Genomic DNA, 20,627 nt, shown 5'->3' with positions numbered 1-20,627 from the left:
AACTCGCGTCCTTTCAAGCCTCGAGGTCATCGCCGGTAGCCTAGTTCGCCCGGCGGCGCTTACGCCTGGAATTGCCCACCACCGCGCGCTCGCGCGCGCCCAGCGCCGACTTGATGGTCCACCGCAGCGGGGCCTGCCACCAGTGCGGATGCCGGTCGGCAAGGAAGGTATAGGTACTGCGGTGGTGCGCGGCCAGATTGCGGGCCGGGTCCCGTCCTGTGGAATGTCCCTTGTCGTGCAGGATTTCGGCGGCCGGGACGTACACGTTCTGCCAGCCGCCGCGCGCCAGCCGGTCCCCCAGGTCGACGTCCTCCATGTACATGAAGTAGTTCTCGTCGAATCCGCCGATCTGCCGGAACGCCTTGGTGCGCAACAGCAGACACGAACCCGACAACCAGCCGACGGCGCGTTCGCTCGGCTCCAACCGGTCCTGGCGGTAGGCCGCCGTCCACGGGTTGGATTTCCAGAACGGGCCCACGACGGCGTGCATGCCGCCGCGGATCAGGCTCGGCTGATGCCGCGCCGACGGATAGACCGAGCCGTCGGGGTCGCGGATCAGCGGGCCCACCGCGCCGGCCGCCGGCCACCGCGCGGCCCCGGCGAACAACTCGTCGATGCTGTTGGGCCCCCACTGCACATCGGGGTTGACCACGACGAAGAACTCCTGGTCGACGATGCTGTCGGGCGTGTCGAGGTAGGCCGACACGGCACGGTTCACCGCGGTGCCATAGCCGAGGTTGCCACCGGTGCGGAACAACTCGACGTCGGCGTATCGCTCCAGGGCGGCCTCGGGCGCGCCGTCGGTCGATCCGTTGTCGGCCATCACCACCAGCAGGCGGCGTTCCGTCGCGTGGGCCAGCGTCTTCAGGAAACGGTCCAGATGCGCACCGGGTGAATAGGTCACCGTCACCACGAGCAGCGGGCGGTCCGGTTCCGCTCCGGAAGGCTGCTCGATCACGGCCTAGAGGTTAGCGGGCCGACGGCCGTACCCGCACCAGGGTGTGACCCGCCGAGCCCCGGGCTACCGGCCACGGCAAGCGCTCACCAGTAGCCTGTCCTGGTGCCAGGTCGACTGTTCCGCATCCTCGCCGTCATGACGACGGTGCTCGTGATGGTGGGCACCGGCGTGGCCTGGAGCAGCCTGCGTTCGCTGGAATCGGGCATCAACCGCATCAGCACCGCGGCCCTCGGCGGCGGGGGCGACGACGGCGCCGTCGACATCCTCCTGGTGGGTATGGACAGCCGTACCGATGCGCACGGAAATCCCTTGTCAGAGGACGAACTCGCGACGCTGCGCGCCGGTGACGACGTGTCCACCAACACCGACACCATCATCCTGGTGCGCATCCCCAACAACGGGCGCTCGGCCACCGCCATCTCCATCCCGCGCGACTCCTATGTGCAGGCGCCCGGGCTGGGCAAGACCAAGATCAACGGCGTCTTCGGTCAGGTGAAGCTCGAGAAGATGAAGGAACTCGTCGAGGAGCAGGGCGAGGACGCCGCCACCGCCGAGCCGAAAGCCGTAGAGGCCGGCCGCGAAGCGCTCATCAAAACCGTGGCAAAGCTCACAGGCGTGACCGTCGACCACTACGCCGAAGTCGGGTTGCTCGGCTTCGCGTTGATCACCGACGCCCTCGGCGGCGTCAACGTGTGTCTGAAGAACGCCGTCGACGAACCGTTGTCGGGCGCCAACTTCCCGGCCGGCTGGCAGAAACTCAACGGCCCGCAGGCCCTGAGCTTCGTGCGGCAGCGCCACGATCTGCCCCGCGGCGACCTGGACCGCGTGACCCGCCAGCAGGTGTTCATGGCGTCGCTGGCGCACGACATCATCTCCGGGCAGACCCTGTCCAGCCCCAGCACCCTGAGTCGCCTCCGGAACGCCGTGCAGCGCTCGGTCGTGCTGTCCGACGGTTGGGACATCATGGATTTCGTCCAGCAGATGCAGAAGCTGGCGGGCGGCAACGTCGCGTTCGCCACCATCCCGGTGCTCGCCGAGGACGGCTGGAGCGACGACGGCACCCAGAGCGTCGTGCGCGTCGACCCCGCACAGGTGCAGCAATGGGTGGCCGGTCTGCTGCAGGACCAGGCCGAGGGCAAGACCGAAAAACTCGCGTACACCCCCGGCAACACCACCGTCGACGTCGTCAACGACAGTGACATCAACGGACTGGCTGCGGCGGTGTCGGAGGTCCTGACCGAAAAAGGCTTCGTCGCAGGCAAAATCGGCAACAACGAGGCCGACCATGTGCCGTCGAGCCAGATCCAGGCCGCCAAGTCGGACGATCTCGGGGCGAAGGCCATCGCCGAGCAACTGGGCAATCTGCCGGTGGTGGAGAACGCCTCGGTGCCGAGCGGCGCGGTCCGGGTCGTGCTCGCGCACGACTACGCGGGCCCCGGCTCCGGCCTGGAGGGCGGCAGCCACACCGTGACCCAATCGTCTGCCGACACCAGCGATTCCGGCTCGAGCACCCCGGTCCCGCCGTCGCCCATCATCACCGCGGGCGCGGCCGACCCGAAGTGCGTGGACTGACCGTGACCAACCTGTCCAGCGCGATCCTCGACCCGCTGCTGCGCGACGACCCGGCCGGGCCGCGCATCACCTACTACGACGACGCCACCGGCGAGCGCATCGAGCTGTCCGCGGTGACGCTGGGCAACTGGGCCGCCAAGACCGCCAACCTGCTGCGTGACGAACTCGGCGCGGGTCCGGGCAGCCGGGTCGCGGTGCTGCTGCCCGCGCACTGGCAGACGGCGGGCGTGTTGTTCGGCATCTGGTACATCGGCGCGGAAGTGGTTGTCGGAGAACCGCTTCCGACGCAGTGCGACATCGCCCTGTGCACGGCCGACCGCGTCGACGCGGCCGACGAGACCGGCGCCGGCGAGGTCGTCGTGCTGTCGCTCGATCCGTTCGGCAAGCCCGTTCCTGACCTCCCGATCGGCGTCACCGACTACGCGACGTCCGTGCGGGTGCACGGCGATCAGATCGTGCCCGAACGCACCCCGGGTCCGGCGCTGGCGGGCCGCTCCGTCGACGACGTCCTCGCCCTGGCCCGAAACGATGCGGCGGCAAAGGGATTCACTGCCGGCACCCGGCTGCTGTCGACCGCCCCGTGGGGCACCCCCGACGAACTCGTCGCCAATCTGCTGGCGGTGTTCGCCGGCGGCGCCTCCCTGGTGCAGGTGGCCAACCCCGACGCGGGCGCGCTCGAGCGGCGCCGCGCGACGGAGAAGGTCACCGCCGACCTTTAGCGCCTGACGTCAGCGCAGCAGGGCGCGGGACATCACGACCCGCTGAATCTGGTTGGTGCCCTCGTAGATCTGGGTGATCTTGGCGTCGCGCATCATGCGCTCCACCGGGAAATCGACGGTGTAACCGGCACCGCCGAACAACTGCACGGCGTTGGTGGTCACCTCCATGGCCACATCCGAGGCGAAACACTTGCTGGCCGCCGAGATGAAGCCCAGGTTGCCTTCACCGCGCTCGGCGCGCGCCGCGGCGTTGTAGACCATGAGGCGGGCGGCCTCGGTCTTCATCGCCATGTCGGCGAGCATGAACTCGACCCCCTGGAACTGGCTGATGGACTTGCCGAACTGCTTGCGGTCCTTGGTGTACGCGATCGCGGCGTCCAGCGCGCCCTGCGCCACCCCGACGGCCTGCGCGCCGATGGTGGGGCGGGTGTGGTCGAGCGTCGCCAGCGCGGTCTTGAAACCGGTGCCCGGCTCGCCGATGATGCGGTCTCCCGGAATGCGGCAGTTCTCGAAGTACAGCTCGACGGTCGGGCTGCCCTTGATGCCGAGCTTGCGCTCCTTCGGGCCGATGGTGAAGCCCTCGTCGTCGATGTGCACCATGAACGCCGAGATGCCGTTGGCGCCCTTGTCGGGGTCGGTCACCGCCATCACGGTGTACCACGTCGACTTGCCGCCGTTGGTGATCCAGGCCTTGGCGCCGTTGAGGATCCAGTCGTCACCGTCGGCCTTGGCGCGCGTGCGCATCGCGGCGGCATCACTGCCGGCCTCGCGCTCGGACAGCGCGTACGACGCGAGCTTGCCGTCGACCAGGTCGGGCAGCACCTTGCGCTTCAGATCGTCGGAACCGCTCAGGATCAGGCCCATGGTGCCGAGCTTGTTGACCGCGGGGATCAGCGACGCCGACACGTCGACCCGGGCCACCTCTTCGATGACGATGCAGGCGGCCACCGAGTCCGCACCCTGGCCACCGAACTCCTCGGGCACGTGCACGGCGTTGAAACCGGACGCCGTCAGCGCGTCACTGGCCTCCTGAGGGAAGCGGGCCTGCTCGTCGACCTCGGCGGCGTACGGAGCGATCTCCTTCTCGGCCAGGGCCCGAATGGCGGCCCGGAGCTCCTGATGCTCTTCCGGCAGCTGAAACAGATCGAATGACGGGTTACCGATAGACATTGATGGCTCCTTGCCTGCCCATGTGGCGAGATGCGGGTTGCTACTCGCCGGTAACTTTACCGCCCCTGACCCGACACCTTCTGCAGCCCACGGACCAACTCGCGGTAAGTGCGGTGATAGACGGTGCGCAACGTCTCGCTACGGCGCAGCACGTCGACGGCCGTCACAGGGCCCAGCAGCAGCACCGGGTGCCCGGCGAAAACCGACGTGGTGTGCTGGATCCGCGACGAGCGGTGCGCCGCCGACTCCAGTTCGGCCTGGTAGTAGTCGCAGAACTCCGGCTGAGTGAAGAACACCTTGTTGAAGCCGATCGCGAACGGGGCCAGCCCGGCGCCGTCGTCGAGGTACTTGAGCGTGCCCACCGCGACACCGGGCCAGAACTCGTTGAAGACGTCGTCGGCGATGACGATGCCGCCGTCGGCCAGGGTGGCCTCGGCGAGCTGCATGTCGCTGTAGACGATCTCCTCGGTGTGCCCACCGTCGACGCTGAAGAACCGGATGGGCCCGCCGGCCTCCTCCAGCAGCACCTCGGGCGTCAGCTTCGTGGAGTCGCCCTGGTGGATCACCACGCCGTCCATCGACGACCACACGTCGACGTTGCTGGTGAACTTCGCCAGATCACCGGCCCCGGAACCGTCGATGTTGAGGTCCTGGTCACCGAAAATGTCGATGGCGACGGACTTTTCGTCGTCCCGCTGCAACAGGTTCAGGCCGATGAACAGCTTGCCGTGGTGCACACCGATCTCGGCGACCGCGCCGCCGACGGACCTGGCCCGCTGGGCCTCGTCCAGCGCACCGGCGACCAGGAGCACCTCAGGCTCCATGAATCCCGTGACGAGCTTGTGGCCGACGCTGCGGTACCGCGCGAATGAAGATTTCATCGATCGTGAGCTTACTTGCCCAGCAACCGATTACGCAGCGCCTCATCCTTGTCGAGCACCATCTGCTCCAGGTCCGCCTGGAACCGCTGCATCCGGGCCCGCAATCCGGCATCTGCCGACCCCAGGATGCGTACCGCCAGCAGGCCCGCGTTACGCGCGCCGCCGATCGACACCGTGGCCACCGGCACGCCGGCGGGCATCTGCACGATCGACAGCAACGAGTCCATGCCGTCGAGACGGGCCAGCGGCACGGGCACACCGATCACCGGCAGCGGAGTGGCCGACGCCACCATGCCGGGCAGGTGCGCGGCGCCACCGGCACCGGCGATGATCACCTCGACACCGCGGTCCGCGGCGGTCTTGGCGTAGTCGAGCATGCGCTGCGGGGTGCGGTGCGCCGACACCACGCCGACCTCGAACGGCACCTCGAACTCGGCGAGCGCGGTGGCCGCGTCCTCCATCACCGACCAGTCGCTGTCACTGCCCATGATCAGGCCGACGCGCGGTCCCACCCGGTCACTCATGTCCACTCCATCCGTCGGTCCACTCAGCGTGCGACAACCAATGCGCGGCCCGCACAGCGCGCTCGCGTACGTCGGCCACGTAGTCCGGGTCATCGAGCGAGCCGCCCGGCGCGCCGACGATGTTGACGTGACCGATCTTCCGGCCGGGCCGCTCCCCCTTGCCGTACAGGTGCACCCGGGCCTCGGGCAGCCGGCCGAACAGGTGGTGCAGCCGCTCGTCCATCGACATCGCCGGCTGGACGGGCGCGCCCAGCACGTTGGCCATCACCGTCACCGGGGCCAGCGGCGCCGTCGACCCCAGCGGGTAATCCAGCACCGCGCGCAGATGCTGCTCGAACTGGCTGGTCGTCGCGCCGTCCATGCTCCAGTGCCCGGAGTTGTGCGGCCGCATGGCCAGCTCGTTGACCACCAGCGCACCGTCGACCGTCTCGAAGAGCTCGACCGCCAGCACGCCGACCACACCGAGCTCATCGGCGATCCGCAGCGCGAGCTGTTCGGCCGCAGTCGCCACCGCGGGGTCCAGCTGCGGCGCGGGCGCGATCACCTCGACGCAGATGCCGTCCTCCTGCACGGTGTGCACGACGGGCCACGCCGCGCCCTGCCCGAACGGCGAGCGCGCGACCAGCGCGGCCAGCTCGCGGCGCATGGCGACCTTCTCCTCCACCAGCACCGCGACGCCGGCGGCCAGATAGCCCTCGGCGGCGGCGCGGGCCTGCGCCACGTCGTCGGTCAGGGTGACGCCCTTGCCGTCGTAGCCGCCCCGGCTGGCCTTCACCACGAGGCCGCCACCGACCTCGGCGGCGAGTTCGTCGATGGCATCGAGATCAGCGGTCGAGGCCACTTCCCGGTAGCGCGGCACCGGCGCACCGAGATCGGCCAGCCGGCGGCGCATCACCAGCTTGTCCTGGGCGTGCACCAGCGCCGCCGGCGGCGGGGCCACGTTGACCCCTTCCGCGACGAGGGTCTGCAGCAGCTCGGTGGGCACGTGCTCGTGATCGAACGTCAGGGCCGACGCACCTGCGGCGACCTGGCGCAATGCCTCGAGGTCGGTGTGCGAGCCCAGCACCACCGCGGGGCTCACCTGGGCGGCCGGCTCGTCCGCGGAAACTGCCAGTACCCGCAGGGTCTGGCCGAGCGCGATGGCGGCCTGGTGGGTCATGCGGGCCAGCTGGCCGCCACCGATCATTGCCACGACGGGGGGTTGCGTCACGGCGCCTAGTTTGTCACGCACCCGGGGTGTCCCCCGAATCTGCCTATGCGGACTAGCTACCACCCGCTACCTGCACGGGTACGTGAAATGCAGGTCGTTTCCGTAAACTGGCCGCTTATGTCGTTCACCGAGGCCACCATCGCGCGGCTCCCGCGAGTGATCCGGCCGTTTGCCGAGCGGCATCACGAGCTCATCAAGTTCGCCATTGTCGGCGCCACGACGTTCGTCATCGACTCGGGCATCTTCTACACCCTCAAGCTCACGGTGCTCGAGCCCAAGCCGGTGACCGCCAAGATCATCGCCGGCATCGTCGCGGTCATCGCGTCGTACGTGCTGAACCGTGAATGGAGCTTCCAGAACCGCGGTGGCCGGCTGCGTCACCACGAGGCACTGCTGTTCTTCGCCGTCAGCGGCGTCGGCGTGCTGCTGAGCATGGCCCCGCTGTGGGTGTCCAGCTATGTGCTGCAGCTGCGCCAGCCCAACGTGTCGCTGACCATCGAGAACATCGCCGACTTCCTGTCGGCGTACATCATCGGCAACCTGCTGCAGATGGCGTTCCGCTTCTGGGCGTTCCGGCGCTGGGTGTTCCCCGACGAGATGGCCAAGCATGCCCCCGACATGACGCTCGAGGCGACGATCACCGCCGGTGGTTTCGCCGAGGCCTACGACGAACTCGGCGACGACCCTCAGCTGGGCGACTCCTCGGAACCCAAGGTGTCGAAGACTTCGTGATACAGCAGCGAGTGGACCTGCTCCACCCGCGGAATGTCATGGAATTCCAGGGGATCCTGCGACGCCGACTCGATGATCAGCGTGCCGGTGCGCAGTATCCGGTCCAGTAGCTGGTGCCGGAACTCCACACTGTTGATACGTGCCAGCGGAATGTCGATACCGGACCGCGTCAGCACGCCGCGCCGGAACATCACCCGCCGGTCGGTGATCACGAAATGCGTTGACCGCCAATTCAGGAACGGCCAGACGGTGAGCCAGCCGATCACCACGAGCCAGACCACACCGATCACCGCGAAGATGATGTTCTTGGCGTTCGAATCCCAGTTGGTGTGATTGACCACCGCCGCGACGAACGCCGCCAGCGCCGTCCCGGCCAGCAGCACCAGCACCGGCCCGATCAGTCGCTTCCAGTGCGGGTGCCGATGCAGCACAACATGTTCGTCGGCCGCCAGCACGTTGTCCGGGTAACCCATACCCAGACTCTAGGCGGTGCTCAATCGGTGGCGGGCCGCAAATGGACGACGTCACCCGCCGAGACGGCCACCGGTCCGTCGGCCGAATCGATCACCAGCGCACCACCGGCGTCGATTTCGGTCGCCTGCCCGACCACCTCACGCCCGCCGGGCAATTCGGCCCGCACCGACTGCCCGAGGGTGGCGCTGTGCTTGCGGTAGATGGCCAGCAGCTCGACGTTCCCGCCCGCGCGCCACTCGGCGATCCGCGCGTGCAGGCGGTTCAGCAGCGCCACCGCCAGCTGCTGCCGATCCGGTTGTGCCACACCGAGACTCAACAGCGAGACGGCCACCGGGTCGGGCAGTTCGTCGGCGGCGAGCGACACGTTCAGCCCGATCCCGACGACAATGACGGGCGCCCCGCCGCCCGGCGCCGCGACCTCGGCGAGAATCCCCGCCAGCTTGCCGGTGCCCACCAGCACGTCGTTGGGCCACTTGAGTGCGGCCTGTACGCCGGCCACCTCGGCGACGGCCTCGACGACAGCCACCCCCGCCGCCAGCGACAGCAGGCCCCAGGTTTCGCTCGGCACGTCGGTGGTGTCCACCGCGATCGACACCAGAATCTGCGACCGCGGCACCGCCGTCCAGGTGCGGCCCTGGCGGCCGCGTCCCGCGGTCTGGTCCTCGGTGAACAGGGCCACGCCCGCGACGTTCTCGCCGGACTGTGCCCGCGCCGCCAGATCGGCGTTGGTGGAACCGGTTTCGGCCACCACCTCGACCCGCCAGCCGTCGCCGACGGACGCCTGGATCGCCGCGGCGTCCAGCGGCAGCAGCTCAGCAGTCATTGGTTACCTTCTTCCCGGCGAACCGATCCGCCATCCAGTCGAGCATCTCCTGCGCCGCGGGCGGGTTGTGGCCACCCCGCGGGTCGAACTCCGTCGTCACCGTGCCACCGAGCGAACACGCGCGCCCGATGGCCGCCTTCGTCCACGTGGAATCGATGAAGGGGTCCTGACCGCCGTACCAAACGTACAGCGGCGCCGTCAGCCGTCGCTGCGGAATTGCCCACGCCTGCAAGAGATCCTGCAGCCGCTGGGCCGCATCCGGCGAAACCGGGAGGAAGTCGCGCGGCCCGAGTTGCCCGGCGGCGACGGCCCGTTTGTAGGCCGCGCCCGCGCTGCAGTCCGTCAGCACGTTCCAGTATCGGGAGGCACCGCCGTGCCGGTAGTCGTCGCGGTTCAGGTCGGGGTGCAGCCGGGCCAGTGATTCGATCAGCGCCTGCAGCACCGGTCGCTGCTCGCTGGTCAGTGTGCCCGTCTGCGATTTCGCCACCAGGCCGCTGATGTCAGCGGCGGGCGCGATCGCGACCGCGCCGACCAGCTTCAGGTCCGGCGCGTAGGGCTCGGCCTGTTCGTCGGCGGCCCACGCCGCGGCGCCACCCTGGGAGTCGCCGAACGCCGCCCACGTCGTCGAGACGTCACCGAAGACATGCCGCGCGGCGCGGACCGCGTCGATCAGGTTGAGACCGGCGGTGCGGGCGTCGGAGTACGGGTGTACGCCCTTGACGCCAAGCCCCTGGTAGTCCGGCAGCGCGACGGCATAGCCGAGATTGACGACGACCTTTGCGATGGGCAGCAGGTTCATCAGCGTCGGCGACAGCGACGGCCCGCAGTTGTTGTCGATGCCCAGGGTGCCGTGGCCCAGGGCCACCACCGGCCAGCCGTCCCTGGGTGCCCGGCCCAGCGGGGTGAGCACCGCGCCCGAGACGACAGTCTGCGCGCCGGTGTCACCCGAGGTGGAGCGGTACACCACGCGGGCGGCGCGCATCCCCTGGCCGTTGAAGGTACTGGTGACGCCCGGCATGGTCGTCGCCGACAGGAGGGTGCCCGGACCCGAGCCGGCGAGATCGGCCGAACCGATCGGCTCGGGCGCGCCGGACAGCGGGATGAACATGTCCAGGGTCTTGGAGGCCGCGATCAGGGCCAGCGGCCGCAGGTAGGTCGCGGCGGTGAGACCACCGACGACCAGGACGGCCACCACTATCCACGGCAGGGCTTTACGCATCACTGGGGATTATTCACCGGCGGTCGCCCGCCCGGGCTCAGTAGGCGCCAGAACCGCCGATGATGGTGCGGAAGGTCTTGGCCGCGATCAGCAGATCGTTGGTGATCGACCAGTTCTCGACGTACGACAGGTCGAGTCGCACCGAGTCCTCCCACGACAGGTCGGCCCGTCCGCTGACCTGCCACAGCCCGGTGATCCCGGGCAGCACCAGCAGCCGGCGGCGCACCTGCTCGTTGTACGTGTCGAACTCGCGGCGCAGCGGCGGGCGCGGTCCGACGACGCTCATGTCACGGCGCAGCACGTTGAAGAACTGCGGCAGCTCGTCGATGCTGTAGCGGCGCAGGTACTTTCCGACCATCGTGACGCGCGGGTCCTCGTGAATCTTGAACAGCACCCCGCTGCCGCTCTCGTTGAGGTCCAGGCTGATCAGGTCGTCGACCATGCGGTCGGCGCCCTGCACCATGGTGCGGAACTTCGTCATCTGGAACGGCTTGCCGTCCAGGCCGATTCGCTCGGAACGGTAGAAGACCGGGCCGCGGCTGGTGAGCTTGATGGCGATGGCCGACAGGATCATCAGCGGCGCGGTCACGGTGAGCGCGAACAGCGCGACGAAGACGTCGAAGGCGCGCTTCTGGAGCTTCTTGGTCCCGCTGTACTGCGGACGCTCGACGTGGATCAGCGGCAGACCGGCGACCGGACGCATGGTGAGCCGGGGACCGGCGACGTCGATGACGCTCGGCGACACCACCATGTCGATACCGAGCTTGTCGAGCTCCCAGGACAGCTCGCGCATGCCCTCGGGCCCGAGGTGATCAGTCGTGGTCAGGGCGACGGCGTCGAAGCTGGCCTGCGAGATGGCGTCGGAGACCTGGGTCTCGTTGCCGAGCACCGGCAGCTCACCGACCCCGGCGACGTCGAACGTGCCGCCGGCGGGACGCCCGGTGAGGCAGACGCCGCGGACGGAGTAGCCGTACCACCATTCGCGGTGCAGCGACTGCACCAGGTTGCTCACGGCGCGCGGGTCACCGACGGCCAGCACCTCGGCGACGCACTTGTTGCGCCGGCGCAGCCGGGCGAGCACCCGCCGACAGATGGTCCGGCCGACGACGAGGCCGACGAGGCCGAGCGGCAGCGCGACGGCCAAGTAGCCGCGAGCGTACTCAGGGCGGAAGATCATGAGTGCGACGGCGATGATGCCGACGGTGGCCAGGGTCGCGGAGAACACCCGGCGGTACTCCTCGACGCCGGCGCCGACGATGCGCGGCGACCGGGTGCGGTACGCGGCCAGCATCGCCAGCCAGATGACGGCGACGAACGCCGACAGCACCGAGTAGTACGAGAAGACGTGCAGGTACGTCGAAGTGAATTCCAGGGAGGCGTCCGGTGTACCGAGCTTGACGAACTGGGCACTCGCCAGGGCCAACACCACCACGACCAGATCGAACGCGATGAGGCACCACCGGTACCGCGTCTGCCAGGCGCGGTCAGCTAAAGGTGCGACGGCCCGTACGGGAGGCGCAGGAGAAGCCTCGGGAATGAAGAGTTCTTCTGCCACTGACACTGACGCCTACTCCCTCCCATTTGCTGGCTGTTCGCTATAGCCCCCGCTCAGCGAACTGCGACTACTATCGCATCGTTTGCTCGAAAATACCACCGATCGGAAAAATAGGCAGGTCAACCGCAGCGTCCCTGCAGCGCGGCCTTAGCGAACCCGGCAAACTGATAGAAGAACGTCAGCTCCCACCCGATCGGCGAGAAGTCATAGTCCCTGGGCAAAGCCACCGCAACCACCGAACCGTGGTCGGTGGAATAGCACTGCCGGAAGATCAGGCGGGCGCGCGGCAGGTGATACCGCCAGCTGACCACGATGATCCGGTGCCAGGACCGGCCCTCGGATAGCCGGCGCATCATCATGGCCTCGCCGCGGGTCGTCAGGATCTCCGGTTTCCGGCAGATCACCTCGATGTCCGCCGCCGGCGCGCAGGCGCTCTTCATCTGCGGGTCGCCCGGTAGGTACGGGTTGGACAGCACCACCGTGCGCGCCCAGCCCTGCCGGGCCAGGCTCAGCCCGTACTGTTCGCGGCCGTCGTGTTCGCCGGCCAGCACGATGATCGCGTCGGCCCGCTGCAGCTGATCGGACCTGGCATTGGCGAACAGCACCACCCCGGCCAGCCCGACATCGACGAGCAGGACGATCGTGACCACGCCGATGACGCGACGAATGATTCGGCCGAGGTCACCGCGCGCCATAGTCCGCCAGTTGTTCGGCGCACATCTCGCGGTACTGCTGCCACATGCGGCGACCCAACTCGCGCTGCCCGGCGGCGCTGTAGTGCCGGTCGTCGGGACTGTTGTACGAATCACGCGGGCCCGGCACGAAGGTGGTCAGTGGCCAGCGGTTCGGGGTGTCGGCGTGCACGGCGTCGATCGCCGCGTAGGGCTTGCCGCTCAACTCCATTTCCTCGGGCACCATCTGGCCGAGCACGAACGGCAGGCCCTCGCCGTACCGCGCGCGCATGTCCCCGATCAGCGAGTCGAGCTTCACCTGGTACTGCGCGCCGGAGATCAACGGCACGTCGGTCTCGCCCTGGTGCCAGAGCACGGTGGCGATCTCACTGCCGGGATACCGCGCAAGTGCCGCGTCGATGGCCTTCACGGCCCGTTGGTACAGGTTCACCCGGGTCTTGCGGTCGGCCGGATCCCAGGTGTGCCCGTTCTTCGGGGTGAACGAGGTGTCACCGCGGGCACCGGGGATCAGCAGCACCGGACGCCCGGTGTCCTCGGCGAGTTGTTTGGCGAAGGTCGGGCCGAAACCGACGTATTTGCAAGGAATTTCGTGCAGCAGCGGCTGCGTCGCCAGCACCGCGGTGCCTTTGGACGGCCCGCACATGGCCCACTGGTGCACCAGCGGATGCGGCCGGTCCAGCCCGTCGGGCTCGACGGGCAGTCCCATGCCGAACGCGTTGGACTGGCCCAGGATGGGCAGGATCAGGTACGGCCGCTCGGGCTCGCCCACCGGGGTGCCGCGGGGCGCGATGAGTCGCTTCACGATGCATTTCGCCTCGATCAGCAACTGCTGATGAATCGGGCTGTCGCCGTCGGGATTACGTGGTCCCCTGCGCAGGACAGTCATTGACCGCCTCGCCTCCCCTGAATCGTTCTGCCAGCCACCGCAATTGACCCGGTCCGTCAATATCGGCATGCCCACCGTCCGGCTGGAAATTCCAGACCACCGTACCGCCCAGCGAACATGCGCGGGCGATGGCGGCCTTCGTCCATTCGGGGTCGAGGAAGGTGTCCTTGCCGCCGTAGACCACCGACATGGGAGCCGACAGCGGCTGCTGCGGCAGGGCCCAGTCGTGCAGGTAGCGACGCAGCCGGTCGGCGGCCGCCGCGTCGACCGGCGCCAGGTCGGTCGGTCCGATCGCATCGATGGCGGTGGCGCGGTAGGCGACGTCGGGCCCCGAGCACGCCGACAGCACCTTCCAGTACCGGGCCGCCGCGCCCCTGCGGTAGTCGTCGCGGTTCAGGTCGGGATGCAGCCGGGCCAGTGACTCGACGATCGCCTGGAACGCCGCTTCCTGGTCCTTGGTCATGGTGCCCGCGACGGCCTTGTCGACGATGCCCGCCACATCGGCCGACGGCACGCTGGCGGCCGCCCCGATGAGGTCGAGTTCGGGCGCGTACGTGCGTGCCTGTTCGTCGGCGGCCCACGCCGCGCCGCCGCCCTGCGAACCGCCGAACACGGCCCAGCGGTTGGAGATGTCGCGGAACGTGTGCCGCAGGGCGCGGACGGAGTCGATGACGTTGCGGCCCGCGGTGCGGCTGTCGGTGTAGGGATGGACGCCGGGCGCCCCCAGCCCCTGGTAGTCGGCGAGGGCCACGGCGAAACCGAGGTTGACGAAGCCCTGCACGAACACCACGTTGCCGAGGAGATTCGCCGACAGTGACGGCGCGCACGGCTGGTCGATGCCGGTGGTGCCGTGCGCCAGCGCGATCACCGGCCAGCCGCCGTCGGGAGCCTGGCCCCGGGGCGTGAACACCGATCCCGACACCACCGTCGGCGCATCGGTGTCACCCGATGTCGATCGGTAGACCACGCGGGCGGCCTGCAGATCCTTGCCTTCCACCGAGTTGGTCAGTGCCGGCATCGTCATGGCGCTGATCAGGCTGCCCGGGCCCGAGCCCGTGAGGTCGGCGGTGCGGATCGGCACCGGGTCGCCGGCACCGCCGTGCCGCAGCTTGTCCAGGGCCCAGCTACCGACCTGCCACATCACCGGCAACGACGCCGCGATCAGGAGCACTGCCGCGAGCGCGGCGCCCCACTGGATCGCACGACGCATTCAGGACCACCTGGTGCGGTACCGCTTGGCGAATTTCATGACGGGCTCTTCCACCGCGTAGTACGTGACGGCCGAGACCACCAGTGTCACCGCCAGGACGAGCGCCACGTTGCGCAGCATGCCGGGCACGGTGTCGCCGGCCATCAGGCCCCAGCGTCCCAGCAGCAGCATGAGCGGGAAATGCCAGAGGTACGCCGACAGCGAGACCTTCCCGACGAACCGGAAGGGCGCCGTGTCCAGCAACTCGGCCAGCCCGGACCGCTCGCCGCGGAACAGCGGCGCGACGATCACCAGGATGCCCAGCGCGCACAGCACGGCCAGGGCCGACGTCGCGTAGGGGTTGGCCAGTGCGATCAGCCCCAGCATGACGATGCCCGCGGGGAACATCGCCAGGAAGCTGTACAGGCGGACGCGCCGGCTGAGCGTCTCGCGGATCGCGTTGTGCTCCATGGCCACGACCAGTACCGCGGCGGCCATGCCGAACGCGAACGTGTCGGAGTTGGTCAGGAAGGTCTTGGTGTACACCGCGACCCAGTTGGCGCCCCAGTTGATCTCCGTCGGATCGGTCAGGTGCAGCGCCGAGATCATCCACGGCACGAAGGCCCGGCCGATGAATCCCAGCGCGATCAGCAGCGCCGGGCCGAGGGTCACGACGACCCATGGCCGCAGGTTCGACCGCCGTCCGAGGGCGAACAGCAGCATGCCCAGCAGCGGGATGGAAAGGTAGAAGGCGTATTCCAGCGTCAGCGACCACGACGGGTTCAGGCCGGTCTGGAAGTACTTCGGGATGTAGGACTGCATCAGGGTCAGGTTGGCGATCAACTGCCACGGGTCGGTGATCATGCCGGTGCCGTCTTCGGTGCGGGTCGGCTGCAGCGACGCGTTCTCGATGTAGACGATCTGCAGCAGGTAGTTGCACAGCAGGAAGATCACCAGGTACCCGGGCAGGATGCGGGCGATGCGGTGGACGGCGAAGTTCGCGGTGCTCGGCAGTTCGCGCTGCTCGATCAGGTTGCGCACGTAGGGCAGGAACAGCAGGAACCCGCTGAGCGCGTAGAAGAAGATCAGCGACAGCCCGACCAGGTTCGTCTTCCAGTGGTAGGCCGTCTGCGGCGAGTAGTGCCCGGTGACGTGCATGACGGCGACGCCAAGGCACGACAGCCCGCGGGCGCCGTCCAGCCCGATGATGCGGGCCCGGGTCCGGACCGGTGCCGAGGTCGGCGCGTTCACTGTCCTGCTCCCTGCGTGGAATTGAATGACGGACAACTGTTCTGGGCGGGGACGCCGTCGAACCGGTCCTTGATCCAGTCGTAGGACATCGCCACGTCGATGTCGGCGTGCCCCTTGGTCGGCTGGAACATGATGTCGATGACGTCGCCGAGGCGGCACGCGGCGGCGAGTGCCCTGTTCGTCCAGTCTGGCAGCAACAGCGTGTCCTGGCCGCCGTACAGCACCAGCATCGGCGCGGACGTCGGTTCCTTGGGCAGGCTCCGCTTGGCCAGCAGCTCCTGCAGCGTGGCTTCCGCCTGCGGGTTCGCGGGCCGCAGGTCGTCGGGCGTGATCTTGTCGATCGCCGCGGACCGCGCGGCGGCGTCCTCGGTGCGGCACGAGGCGAGGACGTCCCAGTGCTCGACGATCTCGCCGCGGCGGTAGTCCGCCAGGTTCAGCGAGGGGTTCTCCGTCGCCAGGGCGGCCAGGATCAGTTGCAGGATGGCGCCCTGCTCCTTCGACAGGCTGCCGGCCGCGGCGCCGGCGGCCAGACCGGTGAGATCGGTGGCCGGCGAGAGGCTGACGGTGCCGACGAGGTTCAGCCCGGTGCCGTAGCCGGCGGCGAGTTCGTTTGCGGCCCAGGCGGCTTGGCCGCCCTGGGACACCCCGACGGCCAGCCACCGGTCCGACGACTCCGGTACCAGCTTGTGCGCTGCGCGCGCGGAGTCGATGACGTTGTAGCCCACCGTGGTGGCGTCGGCGTACGGATGGCCGGCGGTGCCCGGGCCGAGCCCCTGGTAGTCGGGCAGGCTCACCACGTAGCCGGCCTTGACCAGCGTGGTGATCGGCATGGACAGCCCCTGCAGCGTCGACGAACCGGACGGCCCGCACTCGCTCTGCATGCCGGACGTCGCGTGGCCGAAGACGATGATGGGCCAGCCGCCTTGTGGTGGCGTCCCGTTCGGCACGAACACCGCACCCGACACCTCGGTGTGGTCGCCGGTGATCCCCGACGTCGACGTGTACGCGATGCGGGCCGCCAGCGACACGGCCGATTTCAGGCGCAGGTCCAGCGTCGGGAACGTCGAGGCCGACACCAGTGCACCGGGCACCTGACCGGCGCCCGTGGTGTCAGGTTTGAGGTCGATCCCCGGAATCGTAAGGGGCCCGGCCTTTTTCGGTGACGAGTCACTCTGGCAGGCCGGCGCGGTCAGACACACCGCGGCGAGCAGGCCCACGGCGACCACACGCCGCAGCCGCCGCGAGTTCATCCCGACGTCCCGGCGGTCGCGTCACCGATCACCCGCTCGAGGTGCCGGCGACTCAGTACCCGGTCGAAGATCAGCGCCCGCGCGATGACCGCGATGACACACAGCGCGAAACCCAGGACCGTCCCGGTCATCACGTAGGACCAGACGGTGCCCACCCGCTCGGCGGGGCTGGCGTCGTCGATGACGACGAGCGTCGCGCTGGTACCGGCGACCAGGGCCAGCCGGTTGCCCACCGCGACCATGTCGTTCACGACCTCGTGCGCGATCTGCGTGGTCTGGTCGGCATCGCCGCCGGTGACGGTGACGTTCAACATCGCTGTGGCACTGGGCAATATGACGATCCGCGCCGCGAGTTCCTTGTCGGACTCGATGAGGCCCAGCTTCTGGATGATGGGCGCGGTGATCTGGGAACTGGTGGCCAGGTTCCGGTAGGTCTCCATCAGGCCGAGCATGCCGGCGTCGCCGTAGTAGGCGTCCAGGGGCGACGCGCTGCCCTCGGATCTGACGAACACCGAGGCCGTCGACCGGTACTCGGGCTTCGCGTTCTCCCAGCCGACCCAGCCCATCAGTGCGCTCGCGATGGTGGTGACGAGCACCAGCACCCAGCTGTTCTTGACGAACAGCACGTAGTCGCGCACCCGCGGCACTCCGGTCGGGGTGATCACGTCGCCCCCACGCAGACGTCGGCCACGCGCTCGCCGTCGAACCGCGCCTGCAGCCAGGCCAGCGCGTTCTGCATCGTCTGGTCGTTGATCTGGCCGGTGTCGCCGACGCCGCGCATCACCACGATCTGCTGGCCGCGGGCACACGCCGCCGCGGTGGCCGTCAGCACGCCGGCCGCCGGGTTGACGGTGTCGGCCGTGCCGAACGCCACCAGCACCGGCGGATCATTCGGGCCCGCACCGGCACTGGGCAATGCCACGGCCCCGAGGCGACGCTTGAGGTCGGCGGCCGCGGCCGCGTCCTTGGCCTGGAAGTCGTTGGGCGTCAACTGATTCAGCGCCAGCTGGGCGGCCGCGACGTCGCGCGGTGCGCAGTCGACCAACAGGTCCCACTGGTCCTTCAGTTTCGCCGACCGGTGCGCGTCGAGGTCGAAGTCGGGCTGCATGGTCTCCAGGCTCTGCAGCGCCCGGATCTGCAGCCGGTACTGATCGGCGGTCGCCAGTGCGGCGGTGCGGTCCGGGTCGGCGAGCGGCGCCAGATCGGCGATCGGGTTGACCGCCACCGCGCCCACCATGTTCATGCCGGCGCCGTAGCTGCCGTTGCGTTCGGCCGCGGCCCACGCGGCCAGGCCGCCTTCACCGGCGCCCAGCGCACCCCAGTTGGTACTGGTGGACGGCGCGGCGCGATGGATCGCGCGGGCAGCGTCGATGATGCTGTTCCCCAGGCTGTTCGCGTCCAGGATGGAGTGCTGCCGGGCACTGGAGCCGGGGTCGATGCCCAGCCCCTGGTAGTCGGACAGGGCGATGGCGAAGCCGCGCCGCAGATACACGGTCATCCCGGTCGAATAGCCCCAGAACTGCGGCGCGAGGGTCGGCGCGCACTTGGGCAGCAGCCCGGTGGTGTCGTGCCCGAACGAGATGATGGGCCAGCCGCCCTTGGGCGGTGGGCCCGGGGGCACCGCGATCAGGCCGCTGACCTGGATGGGACGGCCGTCGACGCCACTGGTGGACCGGTACACGATGCGCGCCGCGGTCGCGCCGGCCTCGTCGAAGCTGCGGTCGCCTTTGACGGGCTTCAACTCGACCAGGGAACCCGGGCCGTCGTCGGTGAGATCGGGCGGCGGTAGCGCCTCGGCCCCCGGGAACATCGGGGTCAGGTCCCGGGTGGGACGCACGTCGTCACCCGGTCGCGGCGGCACCGGGCCCGACTGGCCGCACGCAGCCACGGTGACCAGCACTGCAGCCAGTGCCAGTACCGTGCGCCGCAACTCAACCTGACGCATCACGGCTTCTGGTGCGCCGCCGTCTTGGCCTCGGACTGCGGCGCAGCCTTGGGGGCGGCCTTGGGTGCCGCTTTCTTGCTCTTGCCGTCACCGGACTTCGGGCCGTCGGACCCGCCGATGTGGAGCTTGAACTCGACCGGTTCGTCGGTGGCGACCGAGCCGATCAGCACCGCGTTGGCGGACTTCAAGGTCTGCACGGCCCGGGTCAGCGCGTTGCTCGTGGTGTGGCGGATGCGGCCGACCAGCAGCGCACCGTCCGACAGCGCGGCGGCGACGGCACCGTCGTTGTACTTGCCGAGCGGCGGCGTATCCACGACGACGTAGTCGAACTGGCCGGACAGGTCGGCGAACAGGCTCTCGGTGTGGTCGCCGGCCCACAACTCGCCGGGACGCGTGGTGGCCGGACCCGCGGGCAGTACCGCGATCTGATGCTGACCGACGGAGACCTCGGGGATCAGGCCTTCGGCGACGGTGTTCTCGCCGACCAGCACGGTGCTCAGGCCGCGGTCGGCCGCGCCCTGACTGGCCGCCGGGGTGAGGTCCAGACGCTGTGCCACCGCCGGGTTGCGCAGGTCGCCGTCGACCAGCACCACGCGCTTGCCGGTCTCGGCCAGCACGGCGGCCAGGTCGATCGCCACGGTGGTCCGCCCGTCGGACGGTGACGGGCTTGCCACCGCGATCACCCGAGCGGGCTCGGAACGATTTGCCGGCACGGTGAACCGCAAATTGTTGCGGAGCTCGCGCAGCGCCTCCGGGTAGGCGCCCTCGGCGGTCAGGTCGACCACCGGCGCATGGCTGCGGGCCGAGTCTGCGGGCAGCGCGCCGATGAGCAGCGAACCGCTGGCGTCGGCCACCCGGTCGCGGCCGCGCACCCGGCGGTCGACGATGCCGAGCACGATGGCCGCCAGGAGACCCAGCACGGTGCCACCGGCCAGACCCATCCCGATGCGGGTGACCATCGAATAGCCGAGGGGCTTGGTCGGGTAGCCGGCCTCGTCGACCACGATGGCGCCCGCGGCGGGGCTGCCGCCACGGCGGGACGTCTCCAGCTCTCCCACCAGGCCGGCGAGCTGATCGGCGACCGCGCTGGCGTAGGTCTGGGCCTGGCCCGGGTCCTTGTCGGTGACCGAGACCTGCAGCAACACGGTCTTCGGCAGCGGGACGGCGGTGACCTTGGCCCGCAGTTCGTTGGCCGAGATGGTCGCCTTCAGCTGGTCCACGGCGCGGGCGGCCACCTGCTCGCTCGTGGCGAGGGTGGCGTAGGAGTTCACGCGGTCCTGGGAGAACAGGTTGTTCTGGTAGGCCTCCGTGACCGACGTGCCGTTCTGGGTCGCCACGAAAAGCGTCGCGCTGGACTGGTATTCGCGATCACCGAATTCCCACCACGACCAGCCCGCGACACCTCCGACAACCGCCAGCGCCACGATCGCCCACCAGTACCGGCCGAATATCCGCAGGTACTCTTTGATCTCCAAGGTCGTGCCCCTTATTTCAGCAATGCGACGGCTCACAGATTAACGGCTGGGAACCGGACCGACCATTCAGACGCGCCACGGGTCCGGGCAACCTGCTTGAGC

Annotated in this window: 20 protein-coding genes; 3 read left to right on the top strand and 17 right to left on the bottom strand. The window is 69.1% G+C overall.

From position 1 onward, the window contains the following. Window positions 1-40 precede the first annotated feature (40 nt). A complete protein-coding gene (locus H289_RS0121555; RefSeq protein WP_020102905.1) occupies window positions 41-958 on the bottom strand; it encodes a glycosyltransferase family 2 protein in 918 nt (305 codons plus the stop codon). 135 nt (window positions 959-1,093) lie between these two features. On the opposite strand from H289_RS0121555, the gene H289_RS0121550 reads away from it, so the two are divergent. Together H289_RS0121550 and H289_RS0121545 are read left to right on the top strand one after the other, a co-directional pair. Continuing rightward, window positions 1,094-2,530: an LCP family protein gene (locus H289_RS0121550; protein WP_020102904.1), complete on the top strand. Its 1,437-nt coding sequence runs from the start codon at window positions 1,094-1,096 to the stop codon at window positions 2,528-2,530. Between the two features lie 2 nt (window positions 2,531-2,532). Continuing rightward, window positions 2,533-3,249: a TIGR03089 family protein gene (locus H289_RS0121545; protein ID WP_029105554.1), complete on the top strand. Its 717-nt coding sequence runs from the start codon at window positions 2,533-2,535 to the stop codon at window positions 3,247-3,249. Window positions 3,250-3,258: 9 nt separating this feature from the next. Here the strand turns inward: H289_RS0121545 and H289_RS0121540 are convergent, their stop codons facing one another. The 4 genes from H289_RS0121540 to H289_RS0121525 are packed head-to-tail and all read right to left on the bottom strand — an operon-like array spanning window position 3,259 to window position 7,034. After that, a complete protein-coding gene (locus H289_RS0121540) occupies window positions 3,259-4,419 on the bottom strand; it encodes an acyl-CoA dehydrogenase (RefSeq protein WP_020102902.1) in 1,161 nt (386 codons plus the stop codon). Window positions 4,420-4,475: 56 nt separating this feature from the next. Continuing rightward, complete coding sequence (locus H289_RS0121535) at window positions 4,476-5,300, bottom strand: class I SAM-dependent methyltransferase (protein WP_020102901.1); 825 nt, start codon at window positions 5,298-5,300, stop codon at window positions 4,476-4,478. Between the two features lie 11 nt (window positions 5,301-5,311). Then, a complete protein-coding gene (gene purE / locus H289_RS0121530; protein WP_029105553.1) occupies window positions 5,312-5,824 on the bottom strand; it encodes a 5-(carboxyamino)imidazole ribonucleotide mutase in 513 nt (170 codons plus the stop codon). Then, on the bottom strand, window positions 5,817-7,034 hold the full coding sequence (locus H289_RS0121525) for a 5-(carboxyamino)imidazole ribonucleotide synthase (RefSeq protein ID WP_036421033.1): 1,218 nt from the start codon (window positions 7,032-7,034) through the stop codon (window positions 5,817-5,819). Before H289_RS0121525 ends, purE begins: the two co-directional genes overlap by 8 nt. Window positions 7,035-7,151: 117 nt before the next feature. Here H289_RS0121525 and H289_RS0121520 point away from each other — a divergent pair, with 117 nt between their 5' ends. After that, complete coding sequence (locus H289_RS0121520; RefSeq protein ID WP_020102898.1) at window positions 7,152-7,766, top strand: GtrA family protein; 615 nt, start codon at window positions 7,152-7,154, stop codon at window positions 7,764-7,766. On the opposite strand, the gene H289_RS0121515 is transcribed toward H289_RS0121520, so the two are convergent. From H289_RS0121515 to H289_RS0121460, 12 genes are all read right to left on the bottom strand, one after another. Further along, on the bottom strand, window positions 7,721-8,239 hold the full coding sequence (locus tag H289_RS0121515; RefSeq protein WP_020102897.1) for a PH domain-containing protein: 519 nt from the start codon (window positions 8,237-8,239) through the stop codon (window positions 7,721-7,723). The genes H289_RS0121520 and H289_RS0121515 overlap by 46 nt on opposite strands. A gap of 20 nt (window positions 8,240-8,259) precedes the next feature. Continuing rightward, window positions 8,260-9,063 (bottom strand): biotin--[acetyl-CoA-carboxylase] ligase, encoded by an 804-nt coding sequence (locus H289_RS0121510; RefSeq protein ID WP_020102896.1) that lies wholly within the window; start codon window positions 9,061-9,063, stop codon window positions 8,260-8,262. Next, complete coding sequence (locus H289_RS0121505; protein ID WP_029105552.1) at window positions 9,053-10,282, bottom strand: lipase family protein; 1,230 nt, start codon at window positions 10,280-10,282, stop codon at window positions 9,053-9,055. The genes H289_RS0121510 and H289_RS0121505 overlap by 11 nt, the downstream gene beginning before the upstream one ends. Before the next feature lie 37 nt (window positions 10,283-10,319). Continuing rightward, window positions 10,320-11,843, bottom strand: coding sequence for a sugar transferase (locus tag H289_RS0121500; RefSeq protein WP_036421031.1), 1,524 nt, complete (start codon window positions 11,841-11,843; stop codon window positions 10,320-10,322). Between the two features lie 113 nt (window positions 11,844-11,956). After that, window positions 11,957-12,487, bottom strand: a complete 531-nt coding sequence (locus H289_RS0121495) for a YdcF family protein (protein ID WP_231388094.1) — start codon at window positions 12,485-12,487, stop codon at window positions 11,957-11,959. A gap of 31 nt (window positions 12,488-12,518) precedes the next feature. Then, the gene (locus tag H289_RS0121490; RefSeq protein WP_020102892.1) at window positions 12,519-13,415 is read right to left on the bottom strand and encodes a sialate O-acetylesterase; all 897 of its coding nucleotides are present in this window, start codon (window positions 13,413-13,415) and stop codon (window positions 12,519-12,521) included. Next, window positions 13,387-14,625, bottom strand: coding sequence for a lipase family protein (locus H289_RS0121485; RefSeq protein ID WP_020102891.1), 1,239 nt, complete (start codon window positions 14,623-14,625; stop codon window positions 13,387-13,389). The genes H289_RS0121490 and H289_RS0121485 overlap by 29 nt, the downstream gene beginning before the upstream one ends. Next, entirely contained in the window at window positions 14,626-15,855 is a 1,230-nt protein-coding gene (locus H289_RS0121480; RefSeq protein ID WP_020102890.1) for an acyltransferase family protein, read from the bottom strand. It abuts the gene before it with no gap. Continuing rightward, complete coding sequence (locus H289_RS0121475) at window positions 15,852-17,105, bottom strand: lipase family protein (protein ID WP_020102889.1); 1,254 nt, start codon at window positions 17,103-17,105, stop codon at window positions 15,852-15,854. The genes H289_RS0121480 and H289_RS0121475 overlap by 4 nt, the downstream gene beginning before the upstream one ends. Next, window positions 17,102-17,770 (bottom strand): YveK family protein, encoded by a 669-nt coding sequence (locus tag H289_RS0121470; protein ID WP_020102888.1) that lies wholly within the window; start codon window positions 17,768-17,770, stop codon window positions 17,102-17,104. Before H289_RS0121470 ends, H289_RS0121475 begins: the two co-directional genes overlap by 4 nt. Next, complete coding sequence (locus H289_RS30975; RefSeq protein WP_020102887.1) at window positions 17,767-19,050, bottom strand: lipase family protein; 1,284 nt, start codon at window positions 19,048-19,050, stop codon at window positions 17,767-17,769. The genes H289_RS0121470 and H289_RS30975 overlap by 4 nt, the downstream gene beginning before the upstream one ends. Then, window positions 19,050-20,525 carry a tyrosine-protein kinase domain-containing protein gene (locus tag H289_RS0121460; RefSeq protein WP_020102886.1) on the bottom strand — a complete coding sequence of 492 codons (1,476 nt, stop codon included), beginning with the start codon at window positions 20,523-20,525 and terminating at the stop codon, window positions 19,050-19,052. The genes H289_RS30975 and H289_RS0121460 overlap by 1 nt, the downstream gene beginning before the upstream one ends. Window positions 20,526-20,627: the final 102 nt, after the last annotated feature.

Origin of the sequence: Mycobacterium sp. 360MFTsu5.1, from assembly GCF_000383495.1 — a bacterium.
Classification (GTDB): Bacteria; Actinomycetota; Actinomycetes; order Mycobacteriales; family Mycobacteriaceae; genus Mycobacterium; species Mycobacterium mucogenicum_B.
The sequence above is the reverse complement of the archived record's forward strand: the minus strand, read 5'-3'. Positions and strand labels throughout refer to the sequence as shown.